At 64.4% G+C, this 19,112-nt stretch carries 14 protein-coding genes and 1 tRNA gene; 8 read left to right on the top strand and 7 right to left on the bottom strand.

Annotation, left to right across the window (positions count from 1 at the left end):
- Positions 1–8: 8 nt before the first annotated feature.
- Both ASE89_RS05000 and ASE89_RS04995 read left to right on the top strand, forming a co-directional pair.
- On the top strand, positions 9–1,205 hold the full coding sequence (locus ASE89_RS05000) for an acyl-CoA dehydrogenase (protein ID WP_056675368.1): 1,197 nt from the start codon (positions 9–11) through the stop codon (positions 1,203–1,205).
- 135 nt (positions 1,206–1,340) lie between these two features.
- Positions 1,341–2,483: a CaiB/BaiF CoA transferase family protein gene (locus ASE89_RS04995; protein ID WP_056674583.1), complete on the top strand. Its 1,143-nt coding sequence runs from the start codon at positions 1,341–1,343 to the stop codon at positions 2,481–2,483.
- A 79-nt stretch (positions 2,484–2,562) separates the two neighbouring features.
- Here the strand turns inward: ASE89_RS04995 and ASE89_RS04990 are convergent, their stop codons facing one another.
- On the bottom strand, positions 2,563–3,870 hold the full coding sequence (locus ASE89_RS04990) for a sugar MFS transporter (protein ID WP_056674581.1): 1,308 nt from the start codon (positions 3,868–3,870) through the stop codon (positions 2,563–2,565).
- A 171-nt stretch (positions 3,871–4,041) separates the two neighbouring features.
- Between ASE89_RS04990 and ASE89_RS04985 the strand changes: the two genes are divergently transcribed.
- From ASE89_RS04985 to ASE89_RS04960, 6 genes are all read left to right on the top strand, one after another.
- Positions 4,042–4,803, top strand: a complete 762-nt coding sequence (locus ASE89_RS04985; RefSeq protein WP_031438880.1) for a class II aldolase/adducin family protein — start codon at positions 4,042–4,044, stop codon at positions 4,801–4,803.
- 40 nt (positions 4,804–4,843) lie between these two features.
- On the top strand, positions 4,844–5,389 hold the full coding sequence (locus ASE89_RS04980) for a (2Fe-2S)-binding protein (RefSeq protein ID WP_031438879.1): 546 nt from the start codon (positions 4,844–4,846) through the stop codon (positions 5,387–5,389).
- Between the two features lie 124 nt (positions 5,390–5,513).
- Positions 5,514–6,395 (top strand): RcnB family protein, encoded by an 882-nt coding sequence (locus ASE89_RS04975; RefSeq protein ID WP_056674579.1) that lies wholly within the window; start codon positions 5,514–5,516, stop codon positions 6,393–6,395.
- A gap of 92 nt (positions 6,396–6,487) precedes the next feature.
- Positions 6,488–7,171 carry a prolyl hydroxylase family protein gene (locus ASE89_RS04970; protein ID WP_056674577.1) on the top strand — a complete coding sequence of 228 codons (684 nt, stop codon included), beginning with the start codon at positions 6,488–6,490 and terminating at the stop codon, positions 7,169–7,171.
- Positions 7,172–7,255: 84 nt separating this feature from the next.
- On the top strand, positions 7,256–9,007 hold the full coding sequence (gene recJ, locus ASE89_RS04965) for a single-stranded-DNA-specific exonuclease RecJ (protein ID WP_056674574.1): 1,752 nt from the start codon (positions 7,256–7,258) through the stop codon (positions 9,005–9,007).
- Positions 9,008–9,054: 47 nt separating this feature from the next.
- Positions 9,055–9,129: transfer RNA gene (locus ASE89_RS04960), tRNA-Glu, on the top strand.
- Between the two features lie 927 nt (positions 9,130–10,056).
- Here the strand turns inward: ASE89_RS04960 and ASE89_RS04950 are convergent.
- The 6 genes from ASE89_RS04950 to ASE89_RS04925 all read right to left on the bottom strand — a co-directional run bounded on the left by ASE89_RS04950 (position 10,057) and on the right by ASE89_RS04925 (position 19,036).
- A complete protein-coding gene (locus tag ASE89_RS04950; RefSeq protein WP_056674569.1) occupies positions 10,057–12,045 on the bottom strand; it encodes a BCCT family transporter in 1,989 nt (662 codons plus the stop codon).
- 164 nt (positions 12,046–12,209) lie between these two features.
- Entirely contained in the window at positions 12,210–12,764 is a 555-nt protein-coding gene (locus ASE89_RS21535; RefSeq protein WP_168427561.1) for a glycoside hydrolase family 97 N-terminal domain-containing protein, read from the bottom strand.
- Between the two features lie 150 nt (positions 12,765–12,914).
- Positions 12,915–13,937, bottom strand: coding sequence for a potassium channel family protein (locus tag ASE89_RS04940; RefSeq protein WP_056674565.1), 1,023 nt, complete (start codon positions 13,935–13,937; stop codon positions 12,915–12,917).
- A 212-nt stretch (positions 13,938–14,149) separates the two neighbouring features.
- Entirely contained in the window at positions 14,150–15,457 is a 1,308-nt protein-coding gene (locus tag ASE89_RS04935) for a mechanosensitive ion channel family protein (protein ID WP_156363274.1), read from the bottom strand.
- Positions 15,458–15,758: 301 nt separating this feature from the next.
- Complete coding sequence (locus ASE89_RS04930) at positions 15,759–16,775, bottom strand: endonuclease/exonuclease/phosphatase family protein (RefSeq protein WP_056674563.1); 1,017 nt, start codon at positions 16,773–16,775, stop codon at positions 15,759–15,761.
- Positions 16,776–18,175: 1,400 nt separating this feature from the next.
- Entirely contained in the window at positions 18,176–19,036 is an 861-nt protein-coding gene (locus ASE89_RS04925) for a hypothetical protein (RefSeq protein WP_056674561.1), read from the bottom strand.
- Between the last annotated feature and the right edge of the window lie 76 nt (positions 19,037–19,112).

The following is a 19,112-nucleotide window of genomic DNA, read 5'->3' as shown; positions in this document are numbered from 1 at the left end:
AGATGACGATGGCAGGCACCGGCGCCGGAATGGGCAAGTTCGAATGGGCGGATCCGTTCCTGCTCGACGACCAGCTGAGCGAAGACGAACGCATGATCCGCGACACCGCGCGCGCCTATGCCGAGGACAAGCTCGCGCCGCGGATCATCGACGCGTTCCAGCATGAACATACCGATCCCGCGATTTTCCGCGAAATGGGTGATCTCGGCCTGCTCGGACCGACTATCCCAGAGGAATATGGCGGCGTCGGCGCCTCCTATGTCGCGTACGGCCTGGTCGCGCGCGAGGTCGAGCGGATCGACTCGGGTTATCGCTCGATGATGTCGGTCCAGTCGAGCCTGGTGATGTACCCGATCAACGCGTTCGGCTCCGAAGCACAGAAGCGCAAATATCTGCCAAAGCTCGCGACCGGCGAGTTCATCGGGTGCTTCGGACTGACCGAGCCCGATGCGGGTTCGGACCCCGGCGGCATGACGACGCGCGCGAAGAAGACCGCGAACGGCTATGTCATCTCGGGCGCCAAGACCTGGATCTCCAATTCGCCGATCGCCGACGTGTTCGTGATATGGGCGAAGTCCGACGAGCATGGCGGCGGCATCCGCGGCTTCATCCTGGAACGCGGGATGAAGGGGCTCGAGACGCCCAAGATCGAGGGCAAGCTGTCGCTGCGGGCGTCGATCACCGGCATGATCCTGATGGACGAGGTCGAGGTCGGCGAGGACGCGCTGCTTCCCGACGTCCAGGGGCTGAAGGGGCCGTTCGGCTGTCTCAACCGTGCGCGCTATGGGATTTCGTGGGGGGCGCTCGGTGCGGCGGAGTTCTGCTTCCACGCCGCGCGGCAATATGGCCTTGATCGCAACCAGTTCGGCACCCCGCTCGCCGGGCGGCAGCTCTATCAGAAGAAGCTTGCCGACATGGAGTCCGAGATCGCGCTCGGACTCCAGGCGTCACTCCGCGTCGGGCGGCTGATGGACGAGGGGCGGTTCGCGCCCGAGATGGTCTCGATCGTCAAGCGCAACAACGTCGGCAAGGCGCTCGATATCGCGCGGATGAGCCGCGACATGCACGGCGGCAACGGCATTTCGGGCGAGTATCAGGTGATGCGCCACATGATGAACCTCGAGACGGTCAACACCTACGAGGGCGCACACGACGTCCACGCGCTGATCCTCGGCCGCGCGATCACAGGTATCGCGGCGTTCTAGTGATAGGCCACGTGCTTGCTCACCACCCCGGCGAAGGCCGGGGCCCAATTGGGGGACGCACCTTGGCTGATGCTGCGCGTCGTTACTGCAACCTTTCCAACTGGGCCCCAGCCTTCGCCGGGGTGGTGCTCTAACTTGGAAGCCAAACCTTCGCCCCTCGCCGGCCTCAAAGTCGTCGAGCTCGCCCGCATCCTCGCCGGCCCCTGGGCAGGCCAAGTCCTCGCCGATCTCGGCGCCGACGTCGTCAAGATCGAGAGCCCGGCCGGCGACGACACCCGCAGCTGGGGCCCGCCCTTCATCGACAACCCCGACGGCTCGCGCGACGCCGCCTATTTCCACGCCGCCAACCGCGGCAAGCGCTCGGTCGTCGCCGACTTCACCACCCCCGAAGGCCAGGCCGCAGTCCTAGCGCTGATCGCCGACGCCGACGTGGTCATAGAGAATTTCAAGGTCGGCGGGCTCGCCAAATACGGGCTCGACTACGCCACACTAGCCGCGATCAACCCGCGGCTCGTCTATTGCTCGATCACCGGCTTCGGGCAGGACGGCCCCTATGCGCCGCGCGCAGGCTACGACTTCATCGTCCAGGGCATGAGCGGGATCATGGACCTGACCGGCGAACCCGACGAAGCGCCGCAAAAGATCGGCGTCGCCTTCGCCGACATCATGACCGGGCTGTATTCGGTGATCGCGATCCAGGCCGCGCTCGCGATGCGCGAGCGCACCGGCAAGGGTCAGCAGATCGACATGGCGCTGCTCGACACGATGACCGGCGTGCTCGCCAACCAGGCGATGAACTGGTTCGCCAGCGGCATCTCGCCGACGCGCGTCGGCAACGCGCACATGAACGTGTGCCCCTACGCCGTCTTCCCGACGAGCGACGGGTGGTTCATCCTCGCGGTCGGCAATGACGGCCAGTTCCGCCGCTTCTGCGACGCAATGGAGCTGCCCGCGATGCGCGACGATCCGCGGTTCGCGACCAATGCCGGGCGGCTGGCGTTCAAGGACATCTTGTTCGCGGGGATCGAGGCAGCGACCTCGCTGGTGCCCAAGCTGGAATTGCTCGCGCGGCTCGAGGCCGTGGGTGTGCCCGCCGGACCGATCAACACCGTCGCGCAGGCGTTCGACGATCCGCAGGTCATCGCGCGCGGGATGCGCATCGATGCAGCGCGGCCGGACGGATCGACGGTCCCCGGCCTCCGCACGCCGATCCGGTTCTCCGACGCCGATCTCGCGACCGGCCGCGCCGCGCCGCCGCTTCCGCATCCGTCATCCTGACGAAAGTCAGGACCCAGAGCCACATACGCTAGCGGTCGTGGCTCTGGATCCTGGGTCGAGCCCAGGATGACGAGCGGGTTCAGGCGACCTCAGCCACCGGCTTCCGCGCATACAACCCATACGCCAGGATCAACGCATAGCAGATCGCCGGCAGCAGCAACGCGAAGTGCAGGCTGCCCGAGCTGTCCGCCAGCACGCCGGTGAAATACGGGATGATCGCGCCGCCGACGATCGCCGTGGCGATCACGCCCGACCCTTCGGCCGCGCGCTTGCCGAGGCCTTCGGACGCCAGCGAAAAGATCGTCGGGAACATCACCGCGTTCATCAGACCGATCGCCAGCAGCGCCCAGCCCGAAAGCGCGCCCTCGGTATTCGCCGAGATCAGGATCAGCGCCAGCGTCCCCGTCGCGACGCCCGCGAGCACCTTGCCCGGCGACACCTTGTTGAGGATATACGCGCCGATGAACCGCCCGACGAGCGCACCGCCCCAGTAGAACGGCACGTGCTGCCCCGCCGCGACGTCGCTCAGGCCCATCACGCTCGGCTGCATCAAATAGTTCACGATCAGCGAACCCACCGCGACTTCGGCGCCGACATACAGGAAGATGCACGCCGTCCCCATCGCGAAGCGCGGGCGCTTGAGCAAAGTGAACGCGTGGAAGATGCTGCCGGTCTGGTCCTGCTCCTCGTTGAGCCGGTTGCGCCTGGTCCACACGACCGCGGCGACGATCAGCAGCGCGATCGCGAGGCCGATATAGGTGTGCACCACGGTGCGCGACGATTCGGTGCGATACGCGTCGAGCGCGGCACCGGTGAGCTTGGACGAATCGACCGTCGCGAGCCCGCCGAGGATCAGCGCCGAGCCGACATACGGAAAGATCGTCGTGCCGAGCGAATTGAACGCCTGCGCGAAGGTCAGCCGGCTCGACGCGGACTTGGGATGGCCGAGCGCCGAGATCAGCGGGTTGGCGACGACCTGGACGATGGTGATCCCTGCGCCGAGCACGAACAGCGCGAACAGGAACATCTCGAAGCTCGCCTTGCCTGCGGCCGGGATGAACAACAGGCAGCCCGCGGTCATCGTCACCAGGCCGATCGACGCGGTGCGCATATAGCCCGCCTTGCGCACGATCGCCGCGGCGGGGATCGAGAACAGCGCATAGGCGAGGAAGAAGGCCGACTGGACCAGCATTGCGGTCGCATGGTCGAGCGTGAACAGCTCCTTCATCTTGGGGATGATGATGTCGTTCAGCGAGGTGATGCCGCCGAAGATGAAGAACAGGGCGAAGACGAAGACGCGCAGGTCGGGGGCGTCGTAACCGTGATTGGCATCGCCCTCTGCGGCGGCGCCTCCCGCGGCGGCGGTGTGATGGGTGTCGACATGCATAATAAATTGCGCCCTCTCGCGGTCTTGTTGGGCGGCGGCATAAGCCGGGGCGACCGCGCGTGGCAATGGTTAGAGGCGCGTTCGCGCCCGGCTGCGGCGTGCCACCCGTCGATTGCCGCGCTTTCGGGCTTCGGGTATGCCGTTTGCAAACGCGACAAGGGAGAGCATGAGATGGCGACCGCAGCGCTGCGCAATTCGACGGTTTCACCCGCGGAATGGGAGGCCCGCCAGCAGCTTGCCGCCTGCTACCGGGTCTTCGACATGCTCGGCTGGTCCGAGATGATCTACAACCACATCACGTTGAAGATCCCCGGCGAGGACGGCGCGTTCCTTATCAACCCGTTCGGGCTGCATTTCAGCGAGGTGACCGCGTCGAGCCTCGTCAAGATCGACATCGACGGCAACAAGCTCGACCAGAACCCCTATCCAGTCAATCTCGCGGGCTTCACGCAGCACGCGTTGTTCCACAAGCACCTGCCCGACGCGCATTGCATCATGCACACCCACACCACCGCGGGCATGGCGGTCAGCGCGGTCGAGGGCGGGCTGCAGCCGACCAATTTCTATGCGTGCAACTTCATCGGCCAGATCGCCTATCATGATTTCGAAGGCGTCACCGTCCGGTCGGAAGAGGGCGAACGGCTGATCGAGCATCTCGGCGACAAGCGCGTGATGCTGCTGCGCAATCACGGCATCCTGGTCATGGGCCGGACGCTGCCCGAGGCGTTCATCAAGCACTGGTCGCTGCAGCGCGCCTGCGAGATCCAGGTCGCGACGGCGTCGATGGGCACGCCGATCCTGATCCCCGACGATGTGGTCAAGGTGCACCAGCGCGATCTCGGCAAGGTCTCGCTGCCCGGCGGTGCGGGCAAGGCGGATTTCGAGGCGATGGTCCGGCTGGTCGACAAGCGCGACACGAGCTGGCGGCAATAGCCCCCTCCCCTCCGCCCGGGGGATCGGCTACCGCGCGGGGATGACCCGCTTCACCGTCAACAACCAGGCGATCGAATATCGGCTCGATCCCGCGACGCCGCTGCTCTGGGCGCTGCGCGACGCGTCGAACCTGACGGGGACCAAATATGGCTGCGGCACCGGCCATTGCGGCGCCTGCACGGTCGATATCGACGGCCGTGCGGTGCGCAGCTGCCGTGTGCCGATCGGATCGATCGAGGGGCGCTATGTCACCACGATCGAGGGGCTGTCGCACGAACGCAACCACCCGCTGCAGCTCGCCTTCATCGCCGAAGCGGTGCCGCAATGCGGCTTCTGCATCCCCGGCATGATCATGGCCGCCGCCGCACTGCTGAAACGCGATGCAAACCCGAGCGAGGCGCTGATCCGCGAACAGATCACCAATCTGTGCCGTTGCGGGGTCTATCCGCGCGTCGTCGAGGCGATCCAGCGCGCGGGCCGCGCGACCCGGGGTGAGGAGGTCCTGCCCGCCGGCCCGCGCCCCGGGATCGACCCGGCGGATTCCGCAAGGCTCGTTCCCGCGCTTGTCCCGCCGCCCGCGCGCTAGGCCACCCGCCCACGAATCCTGTCGGATCGCTGACCAAGCCATTCAGCGTCGCCTCACGCCCGTAAGGCTAGACGGGGTGCACCATAGGAGCCGGCTCGTGCGCCGGCAGTCGAGGACGACGGCAATGACGCGGAGTTTCCTGAAGATCTTGCTCGTGGCATCCGCACTGGTGCCGGTTGCCGCACAGGCGCAGCGGTTCAGTGCCGAGGCGCCGGGGAATGGCGAGGTGCGTGGTGATCGGGGCGATCGGGGCGATCGTCCGCAACGTGCGGACCAGGGCACGGTCGTGCAGGGCCAGGCACGCGGTGACGGTGGCTATGGGCGTAACGGCCGACCGGACGCGCCCCGCCAGGACTGGAATGCGCGCGTGGCGTCGGACCGGCAGGCCGATCAGGTTCGCGAGAACTGGGTCCGCGGCAATGCGCAGCGCGATGCCGCCCGCCAGGACGTCCGAAACGATCGCCGCGGTCAGCCCGACCGCGCCCGCTTCGACGGCCGCCCCGGCGACGACCGCGGCTATCGCGACGATCCACGCGGGCGCGCCGACCTTCGCGGCCGCCCAGATGGGCGTGGGCGCGACGACTGGCGCGGACGTGACGGCGATCGGGATCGGGGCGGCTATCGCAACGGCCAGCATTTCGGCGGCTACGGCACCGTCCAGGGCTATGGCCGCGGCGGATATGGCCAGCGCGGCGCATGGAACCGCGGCTGGCGCAGCGACACTCGCTATGGCTGGAGCGACTATCGCGCGAGCAACCGCGGCGCCTACCGCCTGCCGCGCTATTATGCGCCGAACGGATGGGGCTCGGGCTATCGCCGCTTCGGCATCGGCTTTTCGCTGAACAGCATTCTGTACAACCAGAATTACTGGATCCAGGATCCCTACACCTATCGCCTGCCCGAGGCCTATGGGCCGTATCGCTGGGTCCGCTATTACAACGATGCGCTGCTCGTCGATCTCGACAGCGGGCGGGTCGTCGACACGGTCTACGACATCTTCTGGTAGGCGCATCGCGGCACGACGAGCGACCCCGCCCGTCGTGCCGTCCCAGTTGCGCCCCCCTTGCGTTTCGCGGACGGCTGCGCAAATTCGGATCCATGGGTTTATTCACCAAAGCCAAACCGCAGGATCCGATGGCGCCGACACGGCAGGCGGCGGGCGCCACTGTCGCCGCGCGGCTCGACGCCAATCCGAAGGTCCAGCGGGTCGCGATCGACGGGGTGCAATTCTATCACCACGCCAACTTCCTCGACGCCGCGACCTGTCGTGCGCTCATCGCGCTGATTGATTCGAAGCGGCGACCGTCGACGCTGCTGTCCGACCGCCCGAACAGCAGTTTCCGCACGTCGGAGAGCTGCGACATGGATCGCTGGTCCCCCGATGTGCAACCCACTGACGAGGCGATCGCCGCGCTGCTCGGCATCGACCTGCCGCATGGCGAGACGATGCAGGGGCAGCGTTACGCCCCAGGCCAGCAATTCCGCGCGCATCACGATTATTTCCACGCCAGCGAAAGCTATTGGGAAAAGATGCAGGAACAGGGCGGCCAGCGCACCTGGACCGCGATGGTCTATCTGAACGACGTGCCCGAGGGCGGCGCCACCTGGTTCCCACAGGCAGGCGTCAAGGTTGCGCCCAAGCGCGGGCTGCTGCTCGCGTGGAACAACATGAGCCCCGACGGCAGCCCCAATGGCCTGACGCTCCACGAAGGCATGCCGGTGGTCGAGGGCGTCAAATACATCGTCACGAAATGGTTTCGCGAACGCCCCTGGATCAAGTGACGCCCCTCCCGCGTCGGGGGAGGATCGCCTGCCCGCGTCGGTGAACCCGCTCGACAATCCCCCCGCAGCCACTACCTCCGGCGCATGACAGTTCTCGGCGTAACCTCCTCGATCCTCGGCCAGCCCTGGCGCTGGCGCTCGCTCGCCGCGGACGCGCGCGACGGGTTCGGCGGCGACGATCTGGTGACCCAGCTCCTTCTCGCACGCGGCTGCCCTCGCGAGGCGCTCGACGCGCACCGCACGCCGTCGATCCGCGCGTTCATGCCCGACCCGTCGATCTTCCGCGACATGGACCGCGCCGCCGACCGGCTCGCCGATGCGGTGCAGGCGGGCGAACAGATCGCGATCTTCGGCGATTACGACGTCGACGGCGCGACCTCCGCCGCGCTGATGATCCTCGTGCTGCGCGATCTGGGGATCGAGGCGCGCGCCTATATCCCCGACCGCCTGCTCGAAGGCTATGGCCCGTCGGGCGAGGCCATGGTCCGGCTCGCGGGCGAAGGCGCCTCGCTGATCGTCACGGTCGATTGCGGCGCGCAGGCGTTCGACGCGCTCGACGCCGCGCGCGATGCGAAGGTCGACGTGATCGTGATCGACCATCACAAATGCTCGACTGCGCTCCCGCACGCGCTGGCGCTCGTCAATCCCAACCGGCTCGACGAGGACGAGGGCGCCGCGCACGGCCATCTCGCTGCGGTCGGCATGTGCTTCCTCGCTGCTGCCGCGCTCGTCCGCACGCTGCGCACGCGCGGCTTCTTTGAGAACCGCGCCGAGCCCAAGCTCATCGACCTGCTCGACATCGTCGCGCTCGGCACCGTCGCCGACGTCGCGCAGTTGCGCGGGCTCAACCGTGCGTTCGTCGCGCAGGGGCTGAAGGTCATGGGCGCGCGCCGCAACATCGGCGTCGCCGCGTTGATCGCGGCGTCGCGGCTGACGCGCAACCCGACCTGCACCGATCTCGGCTTCGCGCTCGGCCCGCGGATCAACGCCGGCGGGCGCGTCGGCCGCGCCGATCTCGGCGTCCGCCTGCTGACCACGCAGGACCCCGACGAGGCGCGCGGGATCGCCGAGGAGCTCGACCGTCTCAACGAGGAACGCCGCGCGATCGAGACCGCGGTGCAGGAGGCCGCCGACCTGCTCGCCAGTCGCGACCGCAGCGTCGCGGTCGTCGCCGGACAGGGCTGGCATCCGGGCGTCATCGGCATCGTCGCGGGTCGCCTGAAGGAAAAGCTCGGTCGGCCCGCGATCGTCATCGCGATCGACGAACACGGCATCGGCAAGGGATCGGGCCGGTCGATCCCGGGCGTCGATCTCGGCGCGGCGGTGATGGCGGCGCGCGAGCAGGGCCTGCTCGTGTCGGGGGGTGGCCACGCGATGGCGGCCGGTCTGACGATCGCCGAAGCGGCGATCCCGGCCTTTGCCGATTTCCTCGAGGAGCGGCTCGCCGCGGCGGTCGCGCAGTCGAATGACGGCCGCGCGCTGCTGCTCGATGCGGTCCTTGCCGCGGGCGGGGTCAATCCGGCGCTGGTCGAATCGATGGACGCAGGCGGACCCTATGGCATGGGTTGGCCCGCACCTCGCGTCGCGATGGGGCCGGTCCGCGTGATCAAGGCGGATGTGGTAGGCAATGGCCATGTCCGCACGATCGTCGCGGGCGACGACGGCCGCAGCGTCAAGGCGATGGCGTTCCGCGCCGCCGAGACGCCGCTCGGCCAGGCGCTGCTCGGCGCGGCCCCGCACCGCAAGCTCTGGCTCGCCGGTCGCGCCAAGATCGACGACTGGGCATCGCGCCCCGCAGCAGAATTGCACGTCGAAGATGCCGCTTGGGCCGATTGAAGGGTTGACGGGCCAGCCACTTGGCCTTAGGCGCCTCCAACCACGCAGGCCCCTTCGTCTAGCGGTTAGGACGCGGCCCTTTCACGGCTGAAGCACGGGTTCGATTCCCGTAGGGGTCACCATCTCATCGCCAAGCGTTTGAGATCGGCGAAATATCAATAGAATCAACGCCCCGCGAGGCGCCCAGTGCTACAGGCGGCGTCGCATACCGTATTCCGTCGAGCGCGGCAGATCGTGTTTGTCGCAGCTTCGAATGATCGTTGCGGAGGGTGTCCGAGGGGTCATCGGCAATACGGCGTCGACAGGGTGTCTGAGAACCACCGACCCGTTTCTGGCGCATGGGAAACGCGCCGTGCTGGATATCGGATGCCTGGCGAGATCAGGCAGCGCGAGACGGGATAACCGCCCGACAAATGGTCGCTGAACGCACCAAGGCCATATTGCATTGAGACGGCTGTTCCGCGACTGCGGCGCATGCCTCACGCCAGCAACATCGTCTATTGCGACGGTCCAGACAGCCCCCACGCCTTTGACATCGTTCCGATCCAGCCCCGTAAGGGGAGCTTGGATGCACTGTGCCCATTCTGCAAAGGCCGGGGCCAATGGAATACCGAGATTGATCTCGTAAGCTTCCGCTGCAAGCGCACTGCCTGCGATCGGTGCCATGGCGCTGGATGGGTAGAAACCGGCTCGGACCCGGTCGGCCTGCCCGACATCGAGATTTCACCGGAAGGCTACCCCCGGTGGACGCTACGCTTCGAACCTGCGGACGAAGTCACGCCGATCGACCCGGAAAAACCAGGCCTATCGCAGACCTAGGAAGTTATTGGTTGGGTCAGGCGCACCGCGCTTGGCCGCGACCCACGCAACGTCCTCCTCACTTGACGCCTCCGGCAGGTCCTCGCCAGGCGAGAGCGCGTCATCGGGGAGGCCTGGCGCAGTAACGGCAATCGACTCGTCGATGGCGCGCTCGTTGGCACTGTCCGTGATCTTCTCTCTGTTCGGCATGTCATTCTCGGCGGCGGCTCCTGGTCGGCGAACAGTCCCGCTCAGGTCATCCGCCGGGCGTGGCGGAACCGCGCATACCGGTTGAGGAGATCGTTGATCAGCTGTTCGTCGCTTAGGCCGGTCACATCATGCGCCGGCTCTCCCTCCGAGGAATGCGCCACCGCCCGGTAGTGGAGACGCTCCTGTTCGTTCGCCTTGCGCGATGCCGCCCAGGCGAAGCTTGCCTGGCGGAAGCCGCGTGCCCGAACCCCGTAGCGGAACTCGCCACGCTCGCCGTGCGGGATGCGAAGCTCGACCTGGTTTTCGTCCTGAACGAGGGTTGGCGAAAGGCCGCTGTCGCGCATCTGTGCCGCTACCGCGTCGAGCGCCGGGCTTGCCGTATCGGTGAGGAACGCCGCAACCTCACGCTTGTCGTGGAAGCGCGTGATGGTCGCGAGGCGCTGCTGCCAACTCAACGGCGTTTCGGCGATCGGATCGGAACCCGCGGCGGACAGGTCCAACGCTTCCTGGCCCTCGGCCTGCAAGGCGCGCAGCAGCCCATAGCAAATGAACACCATCACCACCGCGAATGGCAATGCACTGGCGATCGCGGCAGTCTGAAGGGCCTGGAGCCCACCGGCGACCAGCAGCACCGCACCGACGGCGCCCGCGGATACCGCCCAGAATACACGCTGCCACACCGGCGGGTTCTCCGCCGCGCCCGACGTGATCATGTCGATGACCAATGCCCCGGAATCCGCCGACGTGACGAAGAAGGTGATGATCAAGAGTGTCGCAATACCCGAGACAACCGTTGCGAAGGGCAGTTGCTCCAGTGTCTCGAACAACGCCACCGGCAGATTGTTGGCGACGGTGTCGGCGATGGCGGCCGTACCCGCCATGTCCAGCGCGATCGCAGTGTTGCCGAACACCGTCATCCACAGGAAGGTGAATAGGGTCGGCACCAGCAGCACGCCGCCGATGAATTCGCGGATCGTGCGCCCGCGCGAGATGCGGGCGATGAACATGCCAACGAAGGGCGACCATGCGATCCACCAACCCCAATAGAACAAGGTCCAATTGCCCAGCCACGGGTTGGGTTCGTAGGCGTAGAGGCGGAAGGTGCGCGGCACGACTTCGCCGAGATAGGTGCCGATGTTCTGCACAAAGGCCTGGAGCAGGAACACCGTCGACCCGGTGACGAGGACGAAGACGAGCAGCAGTCCGGCCAGGATGATATTGAGTTCGGACAGGCGCTTCACGCCCTTGTCCAGTCCGGCGACGACCGACAGCGTGGCCATGCCCGTGATGGCGGCAATCAGGACGAGCTGAACGGGGATGCTCGTCGGCAGGCCGAACAGGTAATTGAACCCGGCATTCACCTGCAGCACGCCGAGACCAAGCGACGTCGCAACACCGAACATCGTGCCCAGCACCGCGAAGATGTCGACAGCGTGGCCGATCGGGCCATAGATCCGCTTGCCGATCAGCGGGTAGAGTGCCGAGCGGATGGTGAGCGGTAGTCCACGGCGAAACGCGAAATAGGCAAGCGCCAGCCCGACCACGATGTAGATCGCCCAAGCGTGCAGGCCCCAGTGGAAGAAGGTGAGGACCATCGCTTCGCGCGCGGCCGCGATCGTCTTCCCCTCACCCACGGGTGGCGATGCATAATGCTGGATCGGCTCGGCCACGCCGAAGAAGATCAGGCCGATCCCCATCCCCGCACTGAACAGCATCGCGAACCAGGACGGGTAGCTGTAATCCGGTTCGCTGTCGTCGGGCCCGAGCTTCACATCGCCATAGCGACTGAACATCAGGAAGATGGCGAAGATCAGGAACCCCGCGACGGCGGCGATGTAGAACCAGCCGAAATCCGCGACGATCAGCGCCTGCACGGTCGTGAACACCCGGTTCGCGGTCTCCGGGGCGAGTGCGCCGAAGAGGGCGAAGGCCAGGATCAGGCCTGCCGAAACGAAGAATACAGGCGGATTGATCTCCGCCTTGCGACCCGCGGCTGGCTGTCGCGCATCATTCGGTACCGGCTCGGTCAATGTACCCCCTATTCATGGTTAATGTACTGTCCAGTGAATGGAACGACGCTGAGCCTTGTCAGTTGCGAACGAGTGTTACGATGGGGAAACGATTGACTAGGCCTCTCGCTTGCGGCCTCGCCCTGTCGGTGGTGCTGTCGTCGGCGGCAGCGCAGGACGCCTGGCTAAACAAAGCGATGAGCGTCCGACCGAGACGATGCTGCCGGCCGAGAAGAAGGCCAGTGTGCTTGCCGGAACATGGAACAGTATCCAGGGGTCGAAGCCCGGGCTCGGCCAGCCGAACGATGGCGCCCTGCCGGGCTGGTACGAAACCGACCTCTATGCCGGCGCGTCGATCGAGCTCGACAAGCGATGGACGGTGTCGGGAACCTGTTATCCGATACGTCTCGCCCTCGGCATGCGTAATCGCGCGGGAAGCGAAGCGCGGTCGTCTCGGACGAAAGCCGTATTTCTCCCTGTCTTGGCTCGGCAGGAATCTCGAGCCTGAACGCTGCGCCCTGATTATAGGCCCGCAGGTGCGGCGGGAACGCCCGTTTACCGACATTGAGCTCACGCCCCCTGACCAGCAATTCCCCGTGTCGCGCTTCATCGTCGTTGACCGACGCAACAGCCTCTGAGCCTTCGATGATCATGGGGCCGTACGCATCGCCCTCTGGCCGCAAACCGACGTCCGAGGGAACAAGGACATCTCGATCATCATGCCGGATTCGAACGGCCAATCCGCCATTTTCAGCCAGCCGGCGACGATTTCGGTTCGGCCGTCAGGCGATCGAAACGAGGCCTCGCCCTATCTTGATGAAGAACGCCATGGATCCGGTAGACGAGGTGCCCCCGCAAAAAACGGCGCTGGCCGGCCATTTGGTGGTAATTTAGCGCCGGGGGACAACCTCAACGATAATATCGCCCGCTTCCAGACGGGCGGCCTCGGGTTCCCAGAAGCAAAAGTCCTGATGCCCACGATAGATGCGGTGGCCGAGCCCGGTGGCGATGGCGGCAAGCGGTTTGCCGACCTCGTCGGCAGCGACCTCGCGTTCCCGCAGGACTACACGCCCGCCCGACGCGGCAAGATCGGCCATGTATTCGGCGGTGTGAGCGCCGTGCGTGGACCCGGCGAGCAGAAGGCCGGCGAAGCTGGCCGGATTGATGACGACGTTTGCGCCGGCCTGATGCGCAATCGCTTCATTGTCCTCCGACCGGATCACCACGCTGATCGGCAGATCGGGCGCGATCCGCCGCGCTGTCAGCACGATAAGGATCGAGGTATCGTCACGGCCGGCGGAGACGATGAGCGCGCGGGCCTTGGAGAGTCGGGCGGCCTCCAGCGCGGCGTTGCGCGTGGCGTTTCCCTCCATCACCGTCGTGCCGCAACTCTCCGCCGTGCGTAACGCCGCAGCGCGCTCGTCGACGACCACGATCATGCCCGGATCGGCGCCGCGACGGATGAGTTCGCTGACGGCCTCAGATCCGCTCGTACCGAACCCGGCGACCACGACATGGTCTTCGAGACGTCGCTGGATCACCGACATACGCCATTTCTCCCAGACGCCCTTGAGCAGAAAATCATATGCGGTACCTAAAAAGATGAGCCATACGAAGAGCCGGATGGGCGTCACGACGAAGGTATCGAACATCCGCGCCTGCTGGGTCACAGGCACGATGTCGCCGTAGCCGACCGTCGTCACGGTAATCATGGTGAAATACAGAATGTCGGCGAAGGTCACGGGCTCGCCCGAATTCTGCCGCAGCCCGCCGCGATCGAACCAGTGGACCGCGAGCGCGATGCCGATCAGCGCCAACGCGACCAGCGCCCGCCACGACAGGGCCAGCCACGCCGGGGTTCGGCTCTGGCGGCGCAGGCGATAGTGCACCGTGTCTGCATCGTCAGTGTGCATGCCGTCTCTTGCCCATCCGCAGTGCCGCTGTGAAGTCTTTCGGTGATCCGCTTGATTGGTTGGCATTTGAGGAAGTTACAGACTTTCGACAGCGCCTGTCTGCAATCGCTTACGGTGGACCGACATGAGGATCCCGAACAGGATCAGGGCCGTACGCCGCGGTGCAGTGCCCCGCTTCATCGAACGGGCGCCCTGATCACTGAGGCAGTGGCCTAGGTCGGGGGCGTTTGCTCGCCTGATGTAGAATGAAAACGGAGATCGCGCTGAGGCACCGGGATGGTGACGCCGTGTTCCTTGAACAGGTACCAGATGCGAAAGAACACGTCGCTTGTGACGTTGCCAACCCCCGCCTCGGGGCTGTCGATCCAGATCCGCAGGTCGAATTCCACCCCATTGTCGCCGAATTCCTTGATCCAGCAGACAGGGGCGGGTTCGGTCAGCACGCGGGGCGAGACGGACGCTGCCTCGACGGCAAGCCTCTGCGCCAGTCGCAGATCGCAGTCGAACGACACCCGAAACCCGACATGGACCCTGACGTCCCGGCTGGAAAAAGACCAGTTTTCGACTTCGTCGGTCATCAGCCGTTCGTTCGGGATCAGATGCTCCTTGCCGTCACGGGTCAGCACCGAGACTGCGCGAACGCCGATCTTGTTGACCCAGCCGAAGGTATCGCCGACCGCGATGACGTCGCCGGGCTTGATCGATCGGTCGAGCAGCAGGATGAGCCCTGCGATCAGATTGCCGAGCGTCTTCTGCAAGCCGAAACCGATCGCGAGCCCGAACGCGCCGGAGAACACGGCCAGCGCCGTGAGATCGATGCCCAGAAGATCGATACCGACGAAGATCGCGACGGTGACGACCGCAATTTGGGCGAGTTTCTGGAACAGCACGCGTTGCGCCGCGTCGAGCAGTCGAGCCTGCCCGATCCAGCGCAGGATCAGCCCGAGCAGCGCGCGTGCGGCGAGGAACAGAAGCAGCGACAAGCCGACCGCGTTGACGATGTCGAGCAGCGAAATACGCCGGGTGCCGACCCCCATGCTGGCGCGGTCCAGCCCCGCGATCAACGGAGCGAGGCCCCCCAGTCGACTTGCCAGCACGATGAGGAACAAGGTGGCGGCAATCAGCGACGCTGGTCGGCTCCGAAGACCGAGCGCACGGCCGAACTCATAGGCCAGCACCGCGACCGCGATGCCGAGACCCGCCGCAAGCAGAAGATCGGCGCCGGGGTTGAGCCCCCGAACGCCAAGAAAGGCAGTCAGGACCAGCGCCGTCATGCCGGCACGGGTAATCGCCATCAGGCGCGGCGCGACCACGTCGGCGTGGCGCGGCGTCAAGGCCGGCAGGAGGTATCTACAGGCAAGGCGCGCTGCAACGATACCCAGAAGAAGGGCCGTGCTCAGGATCGCGACAGCCGCGATCAGGTCATGAAACGGGAACGCCGTCCATTGATCCAGATAGGTCTGCCACCAGGCATCATGTTCCAACCGGTTCTCCAATGCCATCTCGTCGGCGTCGGTCACCCGACAATCACAGCGTCATTCCCATCTGGTCGCCAGATCCCTGTTAAACGGAGTTGGCACCCCGGTCAGCCCTTGTACGTCATGCGCGTTACCGCCGTGCCGTTTGCGCCATTCTGGGCACGGAATAGCTGGTGAAGTAGCGCGAAGCACGGGCGAGTTGCCCGGCGATTGATCGGCACCATCTCTGTGCCCCCTGCCCTGTCATGCGACGCCAAAGCCGTTCGCCAGATACCAGTGTCTTGAGCTGGTCGTCGTGCAACGGCTCTGTCCCAATCATGTACGTCAAATCGGTGAGCTTGGCTTACCGCTCGCGCTGATCCTCGTGATACTCCTGAAGGACCTCCTTTACGTCCTTGCGGTCTTCGTTCGACACTGCGTCAGGCGCCTTGTTGGCGCCTGACCGGCCGGTCAGGCAAAGACGCGAATGTATCGGGAGATGGTCTGAACCCACATCCTCCAGCACCTCCAGGCTGCGCACCTTGAACTCGGGTGTGACGAACATGTGGTCGAGCGGCCAGCCGAGCAGCGGCGTGCGCGCGGGGAAGGTCGCGAACGTGCCCCGGCCGATCCGAGCGTCGAGATAGCCTCCGACCCGTTTGAACAGCTGCGAGGTGTGGGACCATGCAACATCGTTGAAATCGCCGATGGCCAATACCGGTAGCTTCGTACGGGCGGCGCGACTCGCCGCGATCGCGATCTCGGCGTCGCGTGCCTCGGTATCCTGCCCGGGAACGGGCGGGCGCGGGTGAAGCGCTATCACGCGAAATCGATCACCGGCCGTCAGCTCCGCATGGACCGACGGCGTATCCTTCTGTGCAATCGTTTCGATCCGCCCATCGCGCATCGGCAGCCGCGTGGCGAAGATCATGCCGTAGGTATTGCCGATCGGTTGTTCGAGCCGGTGTGGATAGCGCGCAAGCTGCTTGGCCAATGCATCGGCCCAGCGCTGGTCGGTTTCCATCAATAGCAGGATATCGGGCCTAACCCGATCGATCAGCCGCGCCGTTCGCCCATAGTCTCGATTGGACTCCAACACATTCAGCGAAAGGACGCCGAAACACCGGCTCTGCGCAATTGAGGCATCATCCGCAAAGGCCAGCTCCGTCTTCGCAAGCGGTGTATACGGATAGATGCGATACAGTTGCCACCCCGCTGCGACGGCGCACCCCAACGCGATCCATCGTCCTGCCTGCCGATCCAGCCACAGCGCCAGGCCTCCGCCCAACAGCAGGAGGCCGAGTATCTGAACCCGGGGAAAGTCCCAGATTCTGATCCACCATTCATTGGACTCGATGATGCTGAGCCCGGTTACGAGCATCAATACGCCTGTGAGGGCACGGATCGGAAATGTAGCTAGCCGCATTGCTGATGCCTAAGAGCGGCCTTGCCTTGGACCAAGCCCTATAACCTTCAGGCCGAGATATCACCGGCGCCGCTGCCGAAGCCGGAGCCGTATCGAGGCCGTGTTCGGTCGTTTTAGAGACGGGCGCGGCGTCGTCAGTCGCGACGATCGATGCCCGAAGGCCTTCCTCTCCGCAATCGACCTCGCCACCACGGGCCTGGTGTAACACTGATTAACGAGTCGTTGCCCTAGTAACGGGAGTTCCACCGATTCGTCGGCCAAAACGCTCTGTTCAACGAATATTGGATCCCGACTCGGTTTTAGTAGATTGCCATATTAACCACGACCGGGCAGGACGGTCTTGCCGCGGGGCGGCAGCATAATCCATTTAACTCAAAGGAAATTTTATGCGTTATTGGCAGAACGGCAAGCCTTTCAAGGGTTAAGTCGAACATAAAGGACGACTCGCTATCTGATAGTGGGTCGTCCTTTGTTTTTGCATGCTATGACATTGATAAAATTGTTACAGTTTTTTTTACGTTATGATGAATCGACTGGAAAAGATTCATTCTTGCGACAAGCGACGGCTTCTGAGTTCTTATCCCGGATAACTTCTGGATCGGAATAGCCTGTCTGACGGTTTTCAGCCGCCTTAGGGTTGCTGTGATGATACCGAAGATGTTGGCGCCAGGCATGAGACATGCTCTGCCGACCATAATCTAAATCATCTTTACCTCCTGCTGCCCACATTGCGCGGTAACCGGTAATTTAGCGCCGAATGACGGCGCCGATGGCTCTTCAGGGCCCTTTCACCCAGCGCTAATTCGCGGATCTTATCAGGTGGCTGACGCTGCTCGACAGAGTGAACGCCGTACTTGAACTCAGCTTGATACACACCGAGAATAAGTACTCGCTGCTTTCCAGCGCGTAGGCAGGATCGCACGCAAAGGCGGCGAGGCACTCTTGGTCCGCATTGGCGCGACCTTACCGAACCGCAAAGCGGTCAGTTCACCAGAATTCGGGCGATACAAGTTCATCATTTTACGTATTACGATCGCGCCGCGGGTCGGTGCGGCGGCGTGAACGGCGGCCTGATCGCACCGGGACGTCCACTGGCAAACGGTGCAACCCGCGATACATCTGCTGGTCCTATCCAAGCCGGCGACGCTTGCCCGACATAGAGTCGACACGGCATCGCGGCCGCGCCCGCATACGTCCGCGACTCTGCTGCCATCAGACGAAACTTCACCCAGCGGCATGTCAGATCCGCGGAGTCCCCTCTGTCGCGGACGTCAGCGGCACGTCCTTGCCCGTTGTAGCGGAGGCTAACGCGCTCCGCGCCAACGGGCGCCAATCGAAAGAGCCTTCAATAGGAATTACTGAGAAGCCTTCGCCTTGGGATCGAGGGGTTTGGCATACTCGATCTTCGCCGCGTTCCGCAGCGCCGCCTGATGCTGAACGATGCCTGCCTGGATGCGGTCACGTGCGATCCCCTGCTTGGCGAGTTCATTGATAGCAGCAGAGCTCGCTTCGGCTGGACGGACGCTTATGACATGATTGGCGATCGCCGTTGCACCTTCGAGAATAACCAGAGGCTCACCGTTCACCGTCGTCATCAATCGACCGAGTGCGTTACGATCCAGACTTGCGCTGTCGAGCTCCACCGTTGCCCGCTGATAGCTCACGTCCCGGCTATCCAGAACTGCTGTCAATTCCGCCAATGTCTTTGCCGGCTTCATAGCCGCGATCAGGCTCGGATTATTTGGTGCTGGAAAACGAATCTGTTCCACCGACAATGTCCGGCGCTCCCTACTCAGTTCGGGATGCTTCGCCAGATACGTCTCAACGTCGCGCGTCGTGACCGGTTGAGGCACTCCTGCTGCGACCGATTGCAGCGCAAGGTTCGCCATCACGATATTTTTGGCACGCTCCACAGCAAGAACAGCGTTCGGCTTCTTGTAAAGACCATCACGCTCGCCGGCCTGGATGACCAGCTTTCGATCGATAAGGGCCTGCAAGGCCTTTGGCTGAAGGTCTTTCGAGTTTTGCGCGTTGGCCCCGCTCAACCCCAGCTCGAAATTGAGTTCGCTTTGCGTGATGGCTTCGCCATTGACCGTAGCAACCGTCTGGCCGCTCGGTCCGGCCTTATTACAGGCCGCTGTTGCCAGCGTGAGTGCGAGTGCTGCGGCAGACAGGGTTTGCCGCTTGGTGATGAGGAACCTGGAGGATGCTGACATAAGCAATTACCTTAGACAAAATGCAGAAGGAAACGAAATGTGAACCGTATAGAACTGGTTAAGCGTCGTGATTTTT

This window comes from Sphingomonas sp. Leaf30 (assembly GCF_001422525.1).
Taxonomy (GTDB): domain Bacteria; phylum Pseudomonadota; class Alphaproteobacteria; order Sphingomonadales; family Sphingomonadaceae; genus Sphingomonas; species Sphingomonas aerolata.
This window is presented reverse-complemented; position numbering and strand designations above follow the sequence as displayed.